We start from the raw sequence: 16,894 nt of genomic DNA, 5'->3' as shown, positions 1-16,894 counted from the left end.
GGTGCCATGCGCGCATCCGGCATGATGCCCGCGTGGCCCGTATCTACGCCCTGCTCGCCGTCCTCGACGTCATCCTGCTGGTGTACGCCGTCATCGACTGCATCACCACGCCCCGGGACGAGGTCCGCAACCTGCCCAAGATCTTCTGGATCCTGCTGATCATCCTGTTCTCGCCGATCGGCTGGATCGCCTGGTTCATCGCCGGCCGGCCCCGCAAGGACGGCCCGGCGCGGCCCGCGAGCCCCCAGCCGCCCAGCCGGCCGCTCGCTCCGGACGACGACCCCGACTTCCTGCGCGGCCTGTCCCAGCGGAAGAACTCCGACGACGAGAAGCTGCTCAAGGACTGGGAAGCCGACCTCCGCCGCCGCGAGGAAGAACTCCGCAAACGCGACGAGAACGGCGACGACAAGAAGGACAAGCCCGGCGAGGGCTGACGACACGCCCAGCCAGCAGGTCATTCGCACATCTGAGCGAAGATTTCGAGGACTGAGTTTACGGTACGGACATGGAAAACATCCGTCCAAAATGGAGCAGAGTTCGCTATACCAGGGAGATGCTGGAGTCGGCGGTAACCCAGTCCTTCAGCGTGTATGAAGTCATGCGACGGCTCGGCATCCGGCTAACAGGTGGCAGCCACGCCCACATCCGCCGCAGGATCACGCGTGAAGGCATCAGCACGGAGCACTTCACCGGCCGAGGGCACAGCCGCGGCACTCATCCGCCGAACCGGCTCAGCCCGGCCGAGGTACTTGTCGTCAGAAGGCCCGACCAGCGCAGGCAGGCAGGACAACGGCTTCGGCAAGCGCTTGTCGAACTAGGCACGGCGCACGAGTGTTCGTTCTGCCGTAACGGACCTGAATGGCGTGGTCAGCCTCTCACGTTGCACGTTGACCACATCAACGGCGACTTCGCAGACTGTCGACGCGAGAATCTCCGGTTCCTCTGTCCCAACTGCCACAGCCAGACGCCGACCTTCGCGGGCAAAGGCAAGCGGAAGCGCCCGGATAGCCAGTCGACAGATCACGCATAGCTGGCCTTACACTGCATGGGACGCGGGAGTGGTGTAACCAGGTAGCCACGCAGGTCTTAGGAACCTGTGCCTTCGGGCGTGAGGGTTCGAGTCCCTCCTCCCGCACCAGCAACGAGTGGGGCTCACCAGGCAACCGGTGAGCCCCGTTCTCGTGCTCGGGTCCTACAGTTCCGCGATCACCTTCGCGAGTTCGCGGAAGGCCTGGCCGCGGTGGCTGATCGCGTCCTTCGCTTCCGGGGTGAGTTCGGCCGAGGTGACCTCGTGGCCGTCCGGGACGAAGATCGGGTCGTAGCCGAAACCGCCGGTGCCGCGCGCCTCGCGGATGATCGTGCCGCGCATCTCGCCCATGACGACGTGTTCGGTGCCGTCGGGCATGACGAGGGCCGCGGCGCAGACGAAGGCTCCGCCACGGTACTCGTCGGGGACGTCGCCGATCTGGCCGAGCAGGAGGTCGAGGTTGGCCTGGTCGTCGCCGTGGCGGCCGGACCAGCGGGCGCTGAACACGCCGGGCATGCCGTTGAGGGCGTCGACGGCGAGGCCGGAGTCGTCGGCGACGCAGGGCATGCCGGAGACGCGGGCGCCGTCGCGGGCCTTGAGCAGCGCGTTCTCTTCGAAGGTGAGCCCGGATTCGACGGTGTCGGGGAAGGGCGGCACGTCGTCGAGGCCGACGATCTCCACAGTGGTGAGGATGCGGCGGAGTTCGACGATCTTCTTCTTGTTGCGCGAGGCGAGGAGGATTCTCATGCCCGGGCCTTCTGCTGGAGTGCGGTGAGTTCCGCGCAGCCGGCCACGCCGAGGTCGAGGAGGGCGTTGAGCTGGTCGCGGTCGAAGACGCCGTCTTCGCCGGTGCCCTGTACCTCGACGAACTCGCCGGTGCCGGTGCAGACGATGTTCATGTCGACGCCGGCGGCGACGTCCTCGGTGTAGCAGAGGTCGAGGCGGGGTTCGCCGTTGATGACGCCGACGCTGACGGCCGCGACGGAGCGGTGCAGGGCCTTGGCGGGGCTGGCGGCGAGCTTGTGCCGGGCGGCGAGCCAGTCGACGGCGTCGGCGAGGGCGACGTAGGCGCCGGTGATGGCCGCGGTGCGGGTACCGCCGTCGGCCTGGAGGACGTCGCAGTCGAGGACGATGGAGTTCTCGCCGAGGGCCTTGAGGTCGAGGCAGGCACGGAGGCTGCGGCCGATCAGGCGGGAGATCTCGTGCGTCCGGCCGCCGATCTTGCCTTTGACGCTTTCGCGGTCGCTGCGGGTGTTGGTGGCCCTGGGCAGCATGGAGTACTCGGCGGTGACCCAGCCGAGGCCGGAGCCGCGGCGCCAGCGCGGGACGCCGTCGGTGATGCTGGCCGTGCACAGGACCCGGGTGTCGCCGAATTCGACGAGGACGGAGCCTTCGGGGTGCTTGGACCAGCTGCGGGTGATGGTGACGGGGCGGAGGGCGTCGGCTGTGCGGCCATCGGGACGGGACATCCTCCCACCCTACTCAGATCTCGTACTGTGCCCCGGCGCGCACCACGTCGAACGGCCCGTCGAATGAGGCTTCGACCTCGGAGACGGTCTGTTCCTCGTTGCCCCAGGCCTGGACGAGGTGGGTGAGGAGCAGCCGTTTCACGCCGGCCCTGGTCGCGTGCTCGCCTGCGTCCTTGCCGGTGAGGTGGAGGTGGGGCGGGTTGTCGGCGCCTTCGAGGTAGCTGGCTTCGCAGAGGAACGCGTCGGCGCCTTCGGCGAGTTTGAGGAGGGCGTCGCAGGGGCCGGTGTCGGAGGAGTAGGCCAGTGACCGGCCGCCGTGGCTGATCCGGAGCCCGTATGTCTCCACTGGATGGTCCATGAGCTCGGTGGCGATGGCGAAGGGGCCGATGGTGAGGGTGCCGGGGCGCAGCTCGTGGAAGGCGTACACGTCGTCGAGGGTCTCCCCGGCGTGGCCGTATGCGGCGTGGAGCCGGTCGGCGACGCCCTGGGGTCCGTAGAGGGGGATCTGCGGGAGCGCTCCGCTGGGACAGTATCGGCGGGCGACGACGTACGAGCACGCGTCGAGCATGTGGTCGGCGTGCAGGTGGGTGATGATGATCGCGTCCACGCCGTACAGCTCGCCGTAGCGCTGGAGAGCGCCGAGGGCTCCGGTGCCGAAGTCGACGAGCAGGCGGAAACCGTCAGCTTCCACGAGGTACGCCGAGCAGGCCGACTGCGGCCCGGGGAAACTTCCAGCGCAGCCGAGAACCGTAAGCTTCATCAAGAAAACCCCTACATTTCCTCGAGGCGCCTGGCTGGGCGGGGCGCTGTGCCCGCTAGGCGTGTCACGCTGCGCAGCCTACGCCGCCGGAGGCCCGCTGCCTGCCAATCTCAGAGCAGATGTCGCGAAGGCGACATCGAGCTTCGTACGCTCTGGTACAGGTTTACCCGGGTCGCGCGGGTGTCCCGGGTGGCGATACGGAAGAATGGGACGCTGTGAGCAACGAAACAGACAGCGATCTGGTGGGGTTCGGTGCCACGCTGGGGCTGGCGGAGAACGAGCGGATCGCCGCGGATCGTTCTGTGCCGCTGCGGGCGCGGCTGGTGGCCGCTGTGGGGCCGGGCCGGGATGCTGACGCGGGGCCGAGGACTCCGCCCCGGCAGCGGACGCTGGCGGCGGTGGCGGTGTGGGCGTTCGTGCTCGGGCTGGGTGGCTTCGTGGTCGGCGCGTCGGCGCTGGTGCGGATGATCGCTGGTACGCCGTCGTGGTTCCAGCCGACGATCGTGGTGATCGGGGTGCTGGGGATCGCGTTGACGGTTGGTGGCTTCGCGACGGTGCAGCGGCGGTTCGTGCCGTGGGCGATGCTGGGGCTGGCGACGGCGTGCCTGGTCGCCGGGGCGATCAGTACCGCTTCGGCCTGATTCGTGGTGGGACCCCTCATGTCGCTATAGCAGCATGAGGGGTCCCACGATCACGGGCTCAGGCCCAGAGCTGGCCTTCGAGTGCTGTCTCCGCGTCGGCCAGCGTGCCGCCGTACGCGCCCGTCGACAGGTACTTGTAGCCGCCGTCGGCGACGATGAAGCACACGTCGGCTTCTCGGCCGGCCTTGGCGGCTTCGTGGGCGACGGCGAGGGCCGCGTGGAGCACGGCTCCCGTGGAGAAGCCGGCGAAGATGCCTTCGACCTCGACGAGCTGGCGGGTGCGGAGGACGGCGTCGCGGGTACCGACGGAGAACCGCCGGGTGAGGACTGAGCCGTCGTAGAGTTCCGGTACGTAGCCTTCGTCGATGTTGCGGAGGCCGTAGACGAGTTCGCCGTAGCGGGGCTCGGCGGCGATGATCTGGACGCCTTCGACCTTCTCCCGCAGGTACCGGCCGATGCCCATCAGGGTGCCCGTGGTGCCGAGGCCCGCCACGAGGTGGGTGATGGCCGGCAGGTCGCGGAGGATCTCGGGGCCGGTGGTCTCGTAGTGGGCGCGGGCGTTGGCCTCGTTGCCGTACTGGTAGAGCATCACCCAGTCGGGGTGCTCCTCCGACAGCTGCTTGGCCATCGCGACGGCCTGGTTGGAGCCGCCGGCCGCCGGGGAGAAGATGATCTCCGCGCCGTACATGCGGAGCAGCGCCACCCGTTCCGAGGACACGTTCTCGGGGAGGACGCAGACCAGCCGGTACCCGCGGAGCTTGGCGACCATGGCCAGCGCGATGCCGGTGTTGCCGCTGGTGGGCTCGATCAGGGTGTCGCCGGGCTTGAGCCGGCCGTTCTCCTCGGCGGCACGCACCATGTACAGCGCGGCCCGGTCCTTGATGCTGCCGGTCGGGTTGTGGTCCTCGAGCTTGGCCCACAGCCGCACCTGCGGGGACGGCGACAGCCGGGGCAGCCCGACCAGTGGCGTCTCTCCGCAGGCGGCCAGCAGCGAGTCATACCTCGCCATGTGCACGCACTCCTAGCGAAAACAGTACAGAAGAAGAATGTGGGACAGGAACGGCCGGGCGGTATGGGGACGCGCCCGGCCGGTACCAGTGAGAAAGCTTTAGGCGGAAGCGAGGGCAGCCATCGCGGCGAAGCCGAACGCGCCACCGGCGACGGCCGGCAGGATGGTGACCGAGTCGCCGTCGGCGAGCTTGGTCTCGAGCGCGCCGGTGAAGCGGACGTCCTCGTCGTTGACGTAGATGTTCACGAAGCGGTGCAGGCCGCCCTCTTCGGTGATCAGCCGGCCGCGCAGGCCGTTGTACTGCCCGTCGAGGTTGCTCAGCAGCTCGGAGAGCGTGGTGCCGGCGCCCTCGACGGCCTTGGCGCCGCCGGTGTAGGACCGCAGGATGGTCGGGATGCGAACTTCGATGGCCATGTCAGGTAACTCCCAGAACGAAAGATGATCTATTGGATGACTGGAGGTCTGGCGCCTCTAACAGTCGTAGACCACCGTGGTGGGGGTCTGGCCGAACATGTAGGTCTGCACGGCGTCGGAGTCCACGACCTGGACCGGCTCCTCGGTGACCTGCTGGTCGACGATCCGGAACGAGCGGAACTCCGTGGTGTCCGGCTCCCGGGTGGAGACCAGCACGTAGTGCGCGCCGGGCTCGCCAGCCAGGGAGATGTCGGTCCGCGACGGATACGCCTCGGTGGCGGTGTGCGAGTGGTAGATGATGACCGGCTCCTCGTCCAGGTCGTCCATCTGCCGCCACACCTTCAGCTGCTCCATCGAGTCGAAGCGGTAGAAGGTGGTGGACCGCTCGGCGTTCGTCATCGGGATGTGCCGCAGTGGCTTGTCCGACCCGGCCGGACCGGCCACGACGCCACACGCCTCGTCCGGGTGGTCCCGGCGGGCGTGGGCGATGATCGCGTCTGCGATCGCCCGGTCTATGGTCAGCACGGCGATATCCTACCGGCTCCGCCTGACAGAGCGCTGATTACGTGTGTCACACGGCCGCCACGGCTCAGAGCACGTCGATCAGGCTGGCCTGGAGGTAGGAGAGGTAGCGGTAGATCCAGGTCCAGACGTCCGGGTCCTCGTCGATCGGGTCGTCCTCGCCCTCGATGTCGAAGTCCTCGCCGATGCCGAGGCGGATCGCGAGGACGAGGCGGGCGTCGTTGAGGGCGCGCAGCCAGGCGTCGGCCTGGTCGGTGGTCAGCGTGACGTGTTCGCCGAGCTGGCCGATCAGCACGCCTGCCGCGTCGAGTTTCTCCTGCTTGAGATCACTTTGGGTGTACTTGCGGATCTCGGCGGCGGCTTCCGGGTCGTCCGCGTAGATGTCGGGGAAGAGCCTGGCCAGCGCCGGGTCGGCGGAGTCGCCCTCGGCGATCAGCCCGCTCACCTGGGTCAGCACGGACCGCAGGACCTCGACGTCCTCCGGGTCGAACTTCACGCTGATGGCATCGCCCTCGCGTACGAAGCTCACGACCGCTCCACCGTGGCCCACAGGCCGTAGCCGTGCAGCCGGGTCGCGTCGAACTCCATGCGCTCCTTGGCGCCGGAGGACACGATGGCCCTGCCCTTGTGATGCACGTCGAGCATCAGCTTCTCCGCCTTCTCGCGGCTGTACCCGAAGAGCTTCTGGAACACCCACGTCACATACGTCATCAGGTTCACCGGGTCGTTGTGGACGACGGTGATCCAGGGCCGGTCGGGGTCGGTGTTCTCGGAGATCTCGACCTCGACGGCCTCGGCTGGGAGTACCTGAGCCGCTGTCATGCCCTCACCTTAACGCCGGCCGCGCCCCGGCCGCCGGGGCCTGGATTCAGCGGACGTTAACCGGCCGTCCCTACGGTCTGGCGGTACCTACGTGAGGAGGCAGGAATGTCCAAGAAACTCGCCGCTGCCGTGGCGGTCGGCATCGCGGCCACCGTCCTGGTCGCGACCCCGGCAACGGCAGCGAGCGGTACCTGCAAGGCTTCCTGGTACGCGAGCGGGACGACGACAGCGAGTGGTGAGCGGTTCAACCCGGAGGCGATGACGGCCGCGCACAAGACGTGGCGGTTCGGTACCAGGGTGAAGGTCACCAACCTCGCCAACAACAAGTCGGTGACCGTGCGGATCAACGACCGTGGCCCGTTCGTCGAGGGCCGGTGCCTGGATCTCACCCGCGGCGCGTTCCGGAAGATCGCGAGCCTGGGTACCGGCGTGGTGAAGGTGAAGTACCAGACCCTGTAGTCACCGCGTGAACGAGCGGATCATCCGCAGGCCCTGGCCCGGGGTGAGGTGCGGCAGGTAGGCCCGGCCGATGGCGCTGGCGATCGCCGGCAACGCGGCCGGGTCGGGGTACGCCATGTACATCGGCTCGTAGGCCGGCTGGAACTTGGCCTTGAAGGCGAACAGCGAGCGGAAGCCGTACACCGGCTCCAGGGTCCGGCCGGTGAAGTCGAGGAGCCGCTGGAGCGCCGTCGGCTGCTCGCCACGGTCGAGCCGGGCGAGTGGCGCGCCCGACAGGGAGAGGAACTCGGCACCCTCGTCCTTGAAGGACAGTGCCGCCGAGGCGATCAGGAACTCCATCACGCCACGGAAGACCGGCGTGCCGTCCGGGCCGGACGCCACACCCCGGCGCATGAAGTCGAGGGTCCAGCCGATCGGCTCGCCGTCCCGGTACACGGGAAGCCAGCTGGTGACGCCGTGGACCTTGCCGTCGGCGTCGACGGCGACCAGGATCCGGACGCTGCGATCCTCCAGTTCGGACAGTCCACCGAGCGTGAATCCCATCTCCGGCATGCCCTTGTCGGCGACCCACTCCTCCGAGATCTCGCGGACCTGCTCGGCGATGGGGAGCGGCGCTTCGGGGAAGGTGTACCACTGGGCGGTGATGCCGGCCTTCGCCGCGTTGTTCAGCGCGGTCCGGACGTCCTGCCACTTCTTGCCGGAGAACTTGAGCTCGGCGAGCGCCAGGACGGTGTCCTCGGCGACCTGCACAGCACGCCAGCCGAGGTCGAGCGCCGCCTCCCGGCTGTCCTCGGTGACGCTGTAGAAGCACGGCGTCCAGCCCTGGGTCGCGCAGAACTCCGCGAAACCAGCGACCGCTTCGGCTCGCTCTGCGGGAAGCCCGATCGGGTCTCCGGTGGTCACCGCGATCCCATTGATGACTCTGTACGCCACGGCGGACTTCCCGCCCGGCGTGAACCAGTAGTGATTGCCCTCCCACATCGTCATGTACGACAGGTTCGAGCCGCCGCGCTTCAGCACCTCGCGGGCTCTCGCCGCGGCACCCGGCTCGGTGACCGCGCGGGTCCGCCAGAACAGCACGAGCAGGCCGGCCAGCGTGACCAGCCAGAACACCAGGCCCGTGTATCCGAACAGGATCCTGGCGACCGGCCCGTCCGGCAGCAGCCCCACCCCGAACAGGCTCTGGTAGACCGGTGGCAGCAGGCGTTTCGGGAAGTCGGCGAAGAGGCTGCCGAGGTTGGCCTCGGGGTCGAACTGGCTGGCGACCAGCGCGCCACCCCACACGTACCCGAAGCCGACGGCCGTCAGCGTGCCCAGCACGTACAGGACGAAGCTGAGGAACTGGCCGCGCGGTACCCGGATCGCGAAGTGCCGCCGGGCGGCCAGCAGCACGACGATGGTCACGATGACCAGCAGCATCGGCTCGGCCGACTCGGCGATCTGGCGCGCGACGCTGATCCGGCTCTCGCCTGCTTCGAGGGGCAGCGGGTTGGCGATGTTGTCGGCCGTCGTCCACGCGACCAGCCCGAGCATCATCAGGTTCACCAGCAACGCGATCCACCACGCGAGCCGCCGGCCACGGCGCAGGCCCTCGGCGGCCACCAGGAGCAGCAGCGCGGGCACTGCGGACAGCACCAGACCGAGCAGGCCGCCGAGCGCGCCTTCCCCGCGCAGTTCCCGGCAGATGTCCTCGAACTCGGGGTCGGCGCAGTAGCTGTCGATGACCTCCTTGCCCGGCACCGGGCTGACCAGCAGGCTCCGCCAGCTCGACAGCGGGCCGAGCGCGTCGGGCACGGCGACCGTGAGCAGCGCGCCGAGCGCCCCGCCAGCGACCAGCATGCCGACCAGTACCCGGGTCTCGGCGTGGGAGGGTGCCGTGAGCCTGCCGCTCCGGCCGTAGATGACGATCCCGAGCGCGAGGCCGGCCAGACCACCGCACAGCCGTACCCAGTCGAGGACGTCGCCGGCGTAGAGCGCCCAGAGCAGCAGGCCGCCGACGAGGATGAGCCGGGTACGCCGCCGCCACAACGCCGACAACCTGCAGCTCAGGGCCAGGCCCAGCCCGGCGGCAGCCGGAGAGGCACCGAACTGGTTGTAGTTGCTCACCAGGCTCAGCGAGGTCTCCCCGGCGAGCGTGCCGAGCTTGATCAGCCCGACGCCGAGCACACACCCGGCCACCTGGCTGAACAGCAGGATGGCCGCCGTGGCGCGGGCACCGAGACGGCGCTCGGCCGGTACGCCGGGGACGAGGAACAGCAGCGTGGTCAGCACGTACGACCACGGGCCCATGCAGAACAGCGGCGAGGTCAGCGGGCTCCACCAGTGCCCGTCGGCGAAGGCCCGCAGGCCGATGCCGAGCCGGGTCGTCACGTCCTCCGACGGCCCTGTGACCACCGCCCCGCTGACCAGCCCGACCAGCCCGACCAGCCACAGCAGCGCCACACAGCCCAGGATCAGCGGGGCCCGGCGGATCGCGGCCCAGACCCGGGACCAGCCACCGGCCAGGCGGACGGCGAGGGCGCTCAAGGTGTGGCCCTCGTGATCCCGGACCGGCCTGCCAGCCAGGGCAGGTTCCGTTCGAGGGCCGGGTGCCACACCGACCAGTCGTGCCCGCCCGGCAGCTCCTGGAACCGCACGTCCATCCCGGCGGCCTTGGCCGCGGCGAAGGCTTCGCGCATCTGGGGCAGGTACTCGTGGTCGCCGCTGCCGACGACGAACGTGCCCGCGGAGGCCGTGAACTGCTTGGTTTTCAGGACGTCCAGCGGGTTCACGGCGGCGAAGGCCGCGGCGTCGCCACCGAAGGCCCTGGCCACCGTCTCGGCCCGGGAACCCAGGGTCGGCTCACGCTGGCCGGAGATGTCGAGGAAGACGGGGTACACGTCGGGCGCGCGGACGGCGAGCTGTAGCGCACACGTGCCGCCGTGGGAGAAGCCCCCGATGGCCTTGACGCCGGCCGACTGGAGATTGCCGGCTATCCACTGTGGAACGTCGGTTTTCAGGTACGTCTCGACGTTGCCGAGCTTCGAGTCGACGCACAGCGGGTTGGCGAGCGTGGAGCCCAGGTCGTCGGGGATCACGACGATCGGGGCGAGGCCACGGTGCGCGGCGGCGAACGCGTCGATCATCGCTGGTACCTGGCCGCTGGTGATCCAGTTCATCGGCTCGCCGGGCTGGCCGGCCAGCAGGATGAGGACGGGGAGCTGGGCGCGCGGCTCCGTCAGGTACGCGGGCGGCACGTAGACCAGGCCGGGGCGGGCCCGGAAGCCGGAGACCGTACCGGGAATGGCCACCGAGGACAGCGAACCCCTCGCCGGCAGGCCAGCCGGGGCCTGCCACACATCGGCGAGCGCCGTACCGGGCGGGGCTGTCACGAGGGGCCTGCCGCCGGGCGGCAGCGGCGACGTCCGGGTCTGGAGGCCGAGAGCGGCGCGGCTCGTCGGGTAGTACGCGAAGAAGCTGTTGATCTGCAACGCGCACAGGGCCAGAACCGGCACGACAGCCAGGAGCGGCAGCATCCTGCGCCGGGCGGCCGCGATCGTCAGCGCGAGCAGCAGCACCCCGATCCACAGCACCACAGCCCACGGCAGCGGATCGGGAAACGGCCGCCACACCCGGTCCACGATGTACTTGACGGCGACCGCGACAGCCGCGGAACCGAGAGCGGCCGGCAGGACGATCCGCAGGCCCGCCCGGAAGACCAGAAGAGCCAGTGCGGCGATCCCCAGGATGGTCAGCGCGACGGGCAGCCCGCCCGACAGAAGTGACCAGTCCAGCGGATTCCGCATGGATCGAATTTAAGCTACTTCGTGTCGATTCCGTGGAGGATCTGATCAACCGTCACGGCGACCAGCGCCGTGCCGTCGGGGACCGGCAGCCGGTTGGCCGACTCGACGATGCCCTGGATCAGCATGGCGCGCAGGCGCGGCTCGGCGACCCCGGCGTCGGCCAGCGTGTCCACCAGCGGCTCCAGCAGGCGCTGGTGACCGTCGCGGATCCGCTGCCGGGCGTCCTCCGGCAGCGCGTGCGCCGACAGGGCCACGGCTGCGGCGTGCCGGCCGTCGCGCATCAGCTCCAGCTGCATCTGGACGTAGGACGTGAGCTTCTCGGCGAGCGGAGCCTCCCCGCCCAGCGACTCGGCGACCAGCGCCGTCCACCGGGGCAGCTCGTCCTCGACGATCGCTGCGGCCAGGTCCTCACGCGAGCGGAAGTACTCATACAGGCTCGGACGGCTCAAACCCACCCGTTTGGCCAGGTTGGCCAGGGTCAGCGCGTCCGGACCGCCCTCGGTGACCAGCTCGCGGCCGGCCTCCAGCAGCGCCTCCAGGCGCCGGGACCGGTGCTCGGCGACGGTGGGCGCGGTGATCCGGGGCATGGGGCCAGCATAGTGGCCCTTGCGTTTCCGACACGACGTAGGTAACTTTTTCCCGACAGTGTGTCGGTAAAACTGAGGGAAGGCTTACCTGATGTGGTTCCTCGCCTGGCGGGAGATCAAGCACAGCCGGGTCCGATTCGGCCTGCTCGCCACCCTGGTGGCCCTGGTCGCGTACCTCGTCTTCGTCATGACGGGCCTGGCCGTCGGGCTCGGGGAGGCCTCGGTGTCCGGCCTGCGCAAGCTCCCCGGTGACCACGTCCTCTTCGCCGGGCACGTCCAGCGCTCCCTCGACCGCTCCGACCTGCCGGCCGGGCTGCCCGTCGGCGGCACCCCGATCGGCTTCTCGATGGCCAACCTGGCCTCCGGGCAGGAGGTCGTCTCCGTCGGGCTGCTCGGCATCGGCGACCAGCCCGGCCTGATCCTCGACACCTCGGCCAAGGAGAAACTCCGCGCGGGCCAGACCGTGAAAGTCCAGCCCAGCGGCATGGAACTGACCGTCGCCGGTTTCGCTGACCTCGGCACGTACCAGCACACGCCGGTCGCCCAGGTGCCGCTCAGCACGTGGCAGGAACTCCGGCGTACCCCGGGCCGTGTCTCGGCCTACCTGCTCGACGGGAGCGTGACGGCACCGCCGGGCACCGAGCTGGCCACAAAGGACGAGGCGATCGGCTCCGTCGGCAGCTACGTCGCGGAGACCAGCACCATCGGCCTGATCAGATCCTTCCTGTACGGCGGGGCAGCGCTGCTCATCGCCACCGTGTTCTGGATACTCACCCTCCAGAAGGAAGGCTCACTGGCCGTCCTGCGCGCGACGGGAGCCAGGCGGACACTGCTCCTCGGCTCGTACCTGCTCGAAGTCCTGCTCACCCTCGCGGCAGGCGTCGGCGTCAGCGCTGGCCTCGCCGCGATGTCCTCGGTACTCCTGCCGGACGGCGTCTTCGCGCTCCGGCTCTCCGACACCCTCGCCGCCGCCGGGCTGCTGACCCTCCTCGCCCTGGCCGGCTCCCTCGTCTCCATGCGCCGCCTGCTCACCGTCGACCCGCTGCTCAGCCTCGGACGGAGTTCCTGATGCGACTCACCGACATCCGCCACGCCTACGGCCCCGTCGAGGTCCTGCACGGCATCGACCTCACCGTCGAGCCCGGCGAGCTCGTCGCGCTCCTCGGCCCGTCCGGCTCGGGCAAGACCACGCTCCTGGCCATCGCCGGCGGGCTCCTGTCCCCCGCTTCCGGCACGGTGAGCACCGCCGGCCGGCCGGCCTTCGTCCTCCAGGGCGGGGCGCTCATCCCGTACCTGACCGTCGAGGAGAACCTGCTCGTCCGCCGGGTCGTGGCCGGACAGCGGATCACAGCAGCCGACCGGGCCCGCGCAGCGGAGATCCTGGCCGCCGTCGACCTCGCCGGCCTGGCCAGCCGGTACCCGGCTCAGCTCTCCGGCGGCGAGAAGCAGCGCACCTGCGTGGCCCAGGCCCTGTTCACCGGGGCACCCGTACTCCTGGCCGACGAGCCCACATCGGCCCTCGACCGGGTACGCGGCCGTGCCGTCATGGAACTCCTGGCCCGCCACGCCCACGACTCCGGCGCCGCCGTCCTGATCGCCACCCACGACGAGCGCTCCCTCGACCTGGTCGACCGGGTGGAACGCATCGAAGACGGCCAGCTCCTAGTCCATACGTCCTGAGCCCGGGTTTTCCCCTAATAAGTTCCCCTAAACTACATAAAGGACGGCTCGATTATGTAGTTTGTGGGTTCCGTTAGGGGATTCCCGGGCCGGGTGGCGGGTGGCGGCAGTCACGCAGGTCACGTTTAGGGTTCTGGGGATGGAACGGCTTGCCGGGGCTGGGTAGCCTCGGGCTCGCTGCGCGCCGCAGCTGCCGTCAGGCGTCGACCGCTGGAGCACCGTGACCACCGTGAGCACCGCGCTGGCTGACCCGCTGCTCCGCTTACTCCGGCAGCCCAGCGTCCGTTATCTGATCATCGGCCAGAGTTGTTTCCTGCTGGACGCGAGCGTGCTCTACGCCCTGCACAGCCTCGCCGGGCTGGAGCTGCGGACGGCGACAGCCGCGGCGTTCGGGGTCGCGTTCGCGGTGAACTTCCTGCTGACCCGGTCGTGGGTGTTCCGGGCGCACGGGCTGATCGGGCTGCACATGCTGCGGTACGCGTGCCTGGTCGGGCTCAACCTCGGGCTGACCGTGCTGCTCATCGCCAAGATCACGGGCTGGGGCGTGCCGTACCTGGGCGCCAAGGTCCTCTGCTCCGTCGCCCTGTTCGTGGTCAACTACGCCCTGTCCCGGTACTGGATCTTCCGCGAGGCCCGCCCGAAGCCGTCCGCCCGCGAGCCGCACGTCGTCATCGGACGGCGCTGGGTGCAGCTGCGCCGGCAGCGCTGTCAGGTACCGGGACGGCGCAGGAGCGCGAGCAGCAGCACCAGGAACGCCCGGCCCAGGTAGATCGCGGCCTTCGCCGGGGACTGGCTCGGCGTACCGGCCTGCCGGACCCGCATCGCCACCGGCACCTGCCGCACGACCAGCCCGCGCCGGGCGACGTGCACCAGCGTCTCGATGGTGTCGCCCAGGTACTCCACCGGATAGTTGCGCGCGAAGTAACCGATGACCGTGCGGTTCGCGCACCGCATGCCGGACGTCGTGTCGGTCAGCCGCGTACCGGCCAGCCTGGACAGCGCCCCGGCCAGCATCACCATCGCCCACCGGCGCGGCCCGCGCACCGTGTAGTCACCCGCCCCGGCGAACCGGGCACCGATCACCAGGTCGGCACGGTCCAGCTCGGCGACCAGGGCCGGGATGTACGCCGGGTCGTGCTGCCCGTCGGCGTCGAACTGCAGGGCGATGTCGTAGCCGCGCTCGTCGGCGTACCGGTACCCGAGGCGCATCGCCCCGCCGACCCCGAGGTTGTACGGCAGCTTGAGTACCGTCGCCCCGGCCGCGCGGGCCAGCTCGGCGGTCGCGTCGGCCGAGCCGTCGTCGACGACGAGGACGTCGGCCTCGGGTACGGCGTCGCGCAGTTCAGCGATCACGGCGGCGACGGAACCCTCCTCGTTCCACGCCGGGATGATCACCAGCATCCGCAGATCACTCATGACGGTCCACGCGTTCCATGTGGCCTTTCGGGTCCTCGGCGGTCCAGGTCGGCTCTGATCAGGGCGACGTCCTCCGCCAGTGCCCTGGTCTCCTCCTCCAGCCTGCTGACCTCCCACGACAGGTGGATGCAGACCAGCAGCAGGAACACGACAGCCCCGAACAGCACCAGGCTGACGCCGGAGGCGATACCCAGCACGCCGGCCAGGCCGTCCAGCGCGCTCGGGACGACGGCCAGCGGCAGCGCGGCAGCGGCGACGACCAGCCAGAGCGCCCCGTACTTCACCCGGAGCTGACGGCGGCGGAGCAGCTCGAAGATCACGACGAGCACGATCAGCCCGGCCAGCCCGGTGACCAGATGCAGTCTCACCGGCTCACTCTCGCAGGACGCGCTCGCACGCGATCATTCTTCCAGCCCGCGCGGACAGTGGGCGCGGAGGCCTCAGCCGAGGGTCACCCCGGCGTCGGCGAGCTCGCGGAGGGCCCGCTCGCGGGACTCGGGGGCAACGGCGGCGGTCAGGCCGACCAGTACCTTCGTGGCGAAGCCCTCCCGGGCCGCGTCGAGCGCCGTGGCCCGGACGCAGTAGTCGGTGGCGATCCCGACGACGTCGACCTCGGTGACGCCCCGGTCCCGCAGCCACTCCGCCAGGCCCTCACCAGCGGCGTTGCCCTCGAAGCCCGAGTAGGCGGCCGCGTAGTCACCCTTGTGGAAGACGGCCTCGATCCGGTCGGTAACCAGCGCCGGGTGGAACTTCTGCCCCTCAGTACCGGCGACGCAGTGCACCGGCCAGGAGTCCACATAGTCCGGAGTGTCACTGAAGTGGCTACCCGGGTCGATGTGGTGGTCCTGCGTGGCCACGACGTGATCCCAGGACTGGGAACGAAGCGCGTCGGTCACACCAGCCGCCACGGCCGCACCGCCGGCCACGGCCAGCGAGCCGCCCTCACAGAAGTCGTTCTGGACGTCGACGATGATCAACGCGCGGGACATCACTGGCCTCCGGTGACGGTCACGGGAATGGCTGGATCGCCGGGCGAGAGCTTCAGGCCCTCCCACGGGATCGAGATCAGGCACTGCCGCAGGTGCTCACGGCTGTCCTTCAGCGTAGGCAGGTCATCGACCAGAACACCATCCTTCATGTACCAGCGCTGCAGCACCCGGTCACCGGCCTGCGGCTCCGGCGTCCCCTGCGAGGCGACGATCTCCTCCGTGGCCGTACCGGTCGGCTTGTGCCGCCGGACAGCCGTCTTCCGCCCGCCGACCGTGGCCTTGTTCTCGCTGCGCTTGACGACCGGCCGGCCGTCCACCTCGACGAGCTTGTAGACGAGCCCGGCGGTCGGCGCACCGGAACCGACCACGACAGCGGTGCCGGCCCCGTAGGCGTCCACCGGTTCGGCGGCCAGCGACGCGATGGCGTACTCGTCGAGGTCACCCGAGACGACGATCTTCGTGTCGGCCGCGCCCAGCTCGTCGAGCAGGTCCCGGGACTGCTGGGCCAGGATCGACAGGTCACCGGAGTCGATCCGGATCGAGCCGAGCCCCGGCCCGGCCACCGCCACGGCATTGCGGATGCCCTGGCTGATGTCGTACGTGTCGACCAGCAGCGTCGTACCGGCCCCGAGCGCCGCCACCTGCGAGGCGAACGCAGCCTTCTCGTCATCGTGCAGCAACGTGAAGGCGTGCGCGGCCGTACCGGCAGTGGGGACACCCCAGCGCCGCCCGGCCGCGAGGTTCGACGTGGACGCGAACCCGGCCAGGTACGCGGCGCGGGCGCTGGCCACCGCCGCCTCCTCGTGCGTACGCCGCGAGCCCATCTCGATGATCGGACGGCCCCGGGCCGCGGTGACCATCCGGGCCGCCGCCGCAGCGATCGCGCAGTCGTGGTTGAGCACGGAGAGGATCAGCGTCTCCAGCACGACGCACTCGGCGAACGTGCCGGTCACGGTCAGCATCGGGGAGCCGGGGAACCACAGCTCGCCCTCGGCGTACCCCTGGATGTCCCCGGTGAACCGGTACGCGGCCAGCCACTCCAGCGTCGCGTCGTCCACGACCCGCCGGTCAGCCAGGTACTCCAGCTCCGCCTCGCTGAACCGGAAGTCGCGGATCATCTCCATGAGCCGGCCGGTACCGGCCACGACGCCGTACCTGCGCCCGTTGGGCAGCCGGCGGCCGAAAGCCTCGAACACACAGGGCCGGTGGGCAGTGCCATCCCGGAGGGCCGCCGACATCATGGTCAGCTCGTACTGGTCGGTGTAGAACGCGGTCACGCGGACAGCGTACGCCTGCCTTTTCGTGACCTACTCG

The 16,894-nt window shown here is 69.7% G+C and carries 20 protein-coding genes, 1 tRNA gene and 2 pseudogenes; 8 read left to right on the top strand and 15 right to left on the bottom strand.

Annotation, left to right across the window (positions count from 1 at the left end; all coding sequences use genetic code 11):
* Positions 1 to 32 precede the first annotated feature (32 nt).
* From A3G1_RS0103800 to A3G1_RS0103795, 3 genes are all read left to right on the top strand, one after another.
* On the top strand, positions 33 to 434 hold the full coding sequence (locus A3G1_RS0103800) for a PLD nuclease N-terminal domain-containing protein (RefSeq protein WP_018348139.1): 402 nt from the start codon (positions 33 to 35) through the stop codon (positions 432 to 434).
* A 71-nt stretch (positions 435 to 505) separates the two neighbouring features.
* On the top strand, positions 506 to 1,030 hold the full coding sequence (locus tag A3G1_RS39405) for an HNH endonuclease signature motif containing protein (RefSeq protein WP_083936719.1): 525 nt from the start codon (positions 506 to 508) through the stop codon (positions 1,028 to 1,030).
* A 22-nt stretch (positions 1,031 to 1,052) separates the two neighbouring features.
* Positions 1,053 to 1,138 (top strand) — tRNA-Leu (locus A3G1_RS0103795).
* Between the two features lie 54 nt (positions 1,139 to 1,192).
* Here A3G1_RS0103795 and rdgB read toward each other — a convergent pair.
* The 3 genes from rdgB to A3G1_RS0103780 are packed head-to-tail and all read right to left on the bottom strand — an operon-like array spanning position 1,193 to position 3,256.
* Positions 1,193 to 1,774: an RdgB/HAM1 family non-canonical purine NTP pyrophosphatase gene (gene rdgB, locus A3G1_RS0103790; protein ID WP_018348138.1), complete on the bottom strand. Its 582-nt coding sequence runs from the start codon at positions 1,772 to 1,774 to the stop codon at positions 1,193 to 1,195.
* Positions 1,771 to 2,496 (bottom strand): ribonuclease PH, encoded by a 726-nt coding sequence (gene rph / locus A3G1_RS0103785; RefSeq protein ID WP_018348137.1) that lies wholly within the window; start codon positions 2,494 to 2,496, stop codon positions 1,771 to 1,773. The genes rdgB and rph overlap by 4 nt, the downstream gene beginning before the upstream one ends.
* A gap of 13 nt (positions 2,497 to 2,509) precedes the next feature.
* Positions 2,510 to 3,256 (bottom strand): MBL fold metallo-hydrolase, encoded by a 747-nt coding sequence (locus tag A3G1_RS0103780; protein WP_018348136.1) that lies wholly within the window; start codon positions 3,254 to 3,256, stop codon positions 2,510 to 2,512.
* Positions 3,257 to 3,471: 215 nt separating this feature from the next.
* Here A3G1_RS0103780 and A3G1_RS0103775 point away from each other — a divergent pair, with 215 nt between their 5' ends.
* A complete protein-coding gene (locus A3G1_RS0103775; RefSeq protein WP_018348135.1) occupies positions 3,472 to 3,897 on the top strand; it encodes a hypothetical protein in 426 nt (141 codons plus the stop codon).
* A gap of 58 nt (positions 3,898 to 3,955) precedes the next feature.
* On the opposite strand, the gene A3G1_RS0103770 is transcribed toward A3G1_RS0103775, so the two are convergent.
* The 5 genes from A3G1_RS0103770 to clpS all read right to left on the bottom strand — a co-directional run bounded on the left by A3G1_RS0103770 (position 3,956) and on the right by clpS (position 6,664).
* On the bottom strand, positions 3,956 to 4,906 hold the full coding sequence (locus tag A3G1_RS0103770; protein ID WP_018348134.1) for a PLP-dependent cysteine synthase family protein: 951 nt from the start codon (positions 4,904 to 4,906) through the stop codon (positions 3,956 to 3,958).
* Between the two features lie 99 nt (positions 4,907 to 5,005).
* Positions 5,006 to 5,320 carry a MoaD family protein gene (locus A3G1_RS0103765; protein ID WP_018348133.1) on the bottom strand — a complete coding sequence of 105 codons (315 nt, stop codon included), beginning with the start codon at positions 5,318 to 5,320 and terminating at the stop codon, positions 5,006 to 5,008.
* 57 nt (positions 5,321 to 5,377) lie between these two features.
* Entirely contained in the window at positions 5,378 to 5,845 is a 468-nt protein-coding gene (locus tag A3G1_RS0103760) for a M67 family metallopeptidase (protein ID WP_018348132.1), read from the bottom strand.
* Positions 5,846 to 5,909: 64 nt separating this feature from the next.
* The gene (locus A3G1_RS0103755; RefSeq protein WP_157640881.1) at positions 5,910 to 6,371 is read right to left on the bottom strand and encodes a DUF2017 family protein; all 462 of its coding nucleotides are present in this window, start codon (positions 6,369 to 6,371) and stop codon (positions 5,910 to 5,912) included.
* On the bottom strand, positions 6,368 to 6,664 hold the full coding sequence (clpS, locus tag A3G1_RS0103750; RefSeq protein WP_018348130.1) for an ATP-dependent Clp protease adapter ClpS: 297 nt from the start codon (positions 6,662 to 6,664) through the stop codon (positions 6,368 to 6,370). The genes A3G1_RS0103755 and clpS overlap by 4 nt, the downstream gene beginning before the upstream one ends.
* A gap of 183 nt (positions 6,665 to 6,847) precedes the next feature.
* Between clpS and A3G1_RS0103745 the strand changes: the two are divergent.
* A pseudogene (locus A3G1_RS0103745) lies at positions 6,848 to 7,123 on the top strand (septal ring lytic transglycosylase RlpA family protein); the annotation flags it as partial.
* Here A3G1_RS0103745 and A3G1_RS0103740 read toward each other — a convergent pair.
* Genes A3G1_RS0103740 through A3G1_RS0103730 form a run of 3 tightly spaced genes read right to left on the bottom strand, consistent with a single transcriptional unit; the run spans position 7,124 to position 11,495 of the window.
* Positions 7,124 to 9,649, bottom strand: coding sequence for a phosphatidylglycerol lysyltransferase domain-containing protein (locus A3G1_RS0103740; RefSeq protein WP_018348128.1), 2,526 nt, complete (start codon positions 9,647 to 9,649; stop codon positions 7,124 to 7,126). It abuts the pseudogene before it with no gap.
* The gene (locus tag A3G1_RS0103735; protein ID WP_018348127.1) at positions 9,646 to 10,908 is read right to left on the bottom strand and encodes an alpha/beta hydrolase; all 1,263 of its coding nucleotides are present in this window, start codon (positions 10,906 to 10,908) and stop codon (positions 9,646 to 9,648) included. Before A3G1_RS0103735 ends, A3G1_RS0103740 begins: the two co-directional genes overlap by 4 nt.
* Before the next feature lie 14 nt (positions 10,909 to 10,922).
* Positions 10,923 to 11,495, bottom strand: a complete 573-nt coding sequence (locus A3G1_RS0103730; protein ID WP_018348126.1) for a TetR/AcrR family transcriptional regulator — start codon at positions 11,493 to 11,495, stop codon at positions 10,923 to 10,925.
* A 91-nt stretch (positions 11,496 to 11,586) separates the two neighbouring features.
* Here A3G1_RS0103730 and A3G1_RS0103725 point away from each other — a divergent pair, with 91 nt between their 5' ends.
* The 3 genes from A3G1_RS0103725 (at position 11,587) to A3G1_RS0103715 (ending at position 13,944) form a co-directional block, all read left to right on the top strand.
* Positions 11,587 to 12,564, top strand: coding sequence for an ABC transporter permease family protein (locus A3G1_RS0103725; RefSeq protein ID WP_018348125.1), 978 nt, complete (start codon positions 11,587 to 11,589; stop codon positions 12,562 to 12,564).
* Entirely contained in the window at positions 12,564 to 13,175 is a 612-nt protein-coding gene (locus A3G1_RS0103720) for an ABC transporter ATP-binding protein (RefSeq protein ID WP_018348124.1), read from the top strand. The genes A3G1_RS0103725 and A3G1_RS0103720 overlap by 1 nt, the downstream gene beginning before the upstream one ends.
* A 229-nt stretch (positions 13,176 to 13,404) precedes the next feature.
* A complete protein-coding gene (locus A3G1_RS0103715; protein WP_157640879.1) occupies positions 13,405 to 13,944 on the top strand; it encodes a GtrA family protein in 540 nt (179 codons plus the stop codon).
* On the opposite strand, the gene A3G1_RS0103710 is transcribed toward A3G1_RS0103715, so the two are convergent.
* From A3G1_RS0103710 to A3G1_RS0103695, 4 genes and pseudogenes are all read right to left on the bottom strand, one after another.
* Positions 13,884 to 14,591: a glycosyltransferase family 2 protein gene (locus A3G1_RS0103710; RefSeq protein WP_040477331.1), complete on the bottom strand. Its 708-nt coding sequence runs from the start codon at positions 14,589 to 14,591 to the stop codon at positions 13,884 to 13,886. The genes A3G1_RS0103715 and A3G1_RS0103710 overlap by 61 nt on opposite strands.
* Complete coding sequence (locus A3G1_RS0103705) at positions 14,588 to 14,959, bottom strand: DUF2304 domain-containing protein (RefSeq protein ID WP_018348121.1); 372 nt, start codon at positions 14,957 to 14,959, stop codon at positions 14,588 to 14,590. The genes A3G1_RS0103710 and A3G1_RS0103705 overlap by 4 nt, the downstream gene beginning before the upstream one ends.
* Positions 14,960 to 15,031: 72 nt before the next feature.
* Positions 15,032 to 15,580 carry an isochorismatase family protein gene (locus A3G1_RS0103700; RefSeq protein WP_018348120.1) on the bottom strand — a complete coding sequence of 183 codons (549 nt, stop codon included), beginning with the start codon at positions 15,578 to 15,580 and terminating at the stop codon, positions 15,032 to 15,034.
* Positions 15,580 to 16,860, bottom strand: a pseudogene (locus A3G1_RS0103695) (nicotinate phosphoribosyltransferase); the annotation flags it as partial. The pseudogene A3G1_RS0103695 and the gene A3G1_RS0103700, both read right to left, overlap by 1 nt.
* Positions 16,861 to 16,894: the final 34 nt, after the last annotated feature.

The organism is Longispora albida DSM 44784 (genome assembly GCF_000379825.1).
Classification (GTDB): Bacteria; Actinomycetota; Actinomycetes; order Mycobacteriales; family Micromonosporaceae; genus Longispora; species Longispora albida.
This window is presented reverse-complemented; position numbering and strand designations above follow the sequence as displayed.

What these genes read in the sequence shown, in the direction of transcription:
- A3G1_RS0103710 (WP_040477331.1), bottom strand. Translation starts at nt 14,591, where the DNA reads ATGAGTGATCTGCGGATGCTGGTGATCATCCCGGCGTGGAACGAGGAG.
- A3G1_RS39405 (WP_083936719.1), top strand. Translation starts at nt 506, where the DNA reads ATGGAAAACATCCGTCCAAAATGGAGCAGAGTTCGCTATACCAGGGAG.
- A3G1_RS0103780 (WP_018348136.1), bottom strand. Translation starts at nt 3,256, where the DNA reads ATGAAGCTTACGGTTCTCGGCTGCGCTGGAAGTTTCCCCGGGCCGCAG.
- A3G1_RS0103765 (WP_018348133.1), bottom strand. Translation starts at nt 5,320, where the DNA reads ATGGCCATCGAAGTTCGCATCCCGACCATCCTGCGGTCCTACACCGGC.
- rph (WP_018348137.1), bottom strand. Translation starts at nt 2,496, where the DNA reads ATGTCCCGTCCCGATGGCCGCACAGCCGACGCCCTCCGCCCCGTCACC.
- A3G1_RS0103700 (WP_018348120.1), bottom strand. Translation starts at nt 15,580, where the DNA reads ATGTCCCGCGCGTTGATCATCGTCGACGTCCAGAACGACTTCTGTGAG.
- A3G1_RS0103725 (WP_018348125.1), top strand. Translation starts at nt 11,587, where the DNA reads ATGTGGTTCCTCGCCTGGCGGGAGATCAAGCACAGCCGGGTCCGATTC.
- A3G1_RS0103720 (WP_018348124.1), top strand. Translation starts at nt 12,564, where the DNA reads ATGCGACTCACCGACATCCGCCACGCCTACGGCCCCGTCGAGGTCCTG.
- A3G1_RS0103770 (WP_018348134.1), bottom strand. Translation starts at nt 4,906, where the DNA reads ATGGCGAGGTATGACTCGCTGCTGGCCGCCTGCGGAGAGACGCCACTG.
- A3G1_RS0103730 (WP_018348126.1), bottom strand. Translation starts at nt 11,495, where the DNA reads ATGCCCCGGATCACCGCGCCCACCGTCGCCGAGCACCGGTCCCGGCGC.
- rdgB (WP_018348138.1), bottom strand. Translation starts at nt 1,774, where the DNA reads ATGAGAATCCTCCTCGCCTCGCGCAACAAGAAGAAGATCGTCGAACTC.
- clpS (WP_018348130.1), bottom strand. Translation starts at nt 6,664, where the DNA reads ATGACAGCGGCTCAGGTACTCCCAGCCGAGGCCGTCGAGGTCGAGATC.
- A3G1_RS0103735 (WP_018348127.1), bottom strand. Translation starts at nt 10,908, where the DNA reads ATGCGGAATCCGCTGGACTGGTCACTTCTGTCGGGCGGGCTGCCCGTC.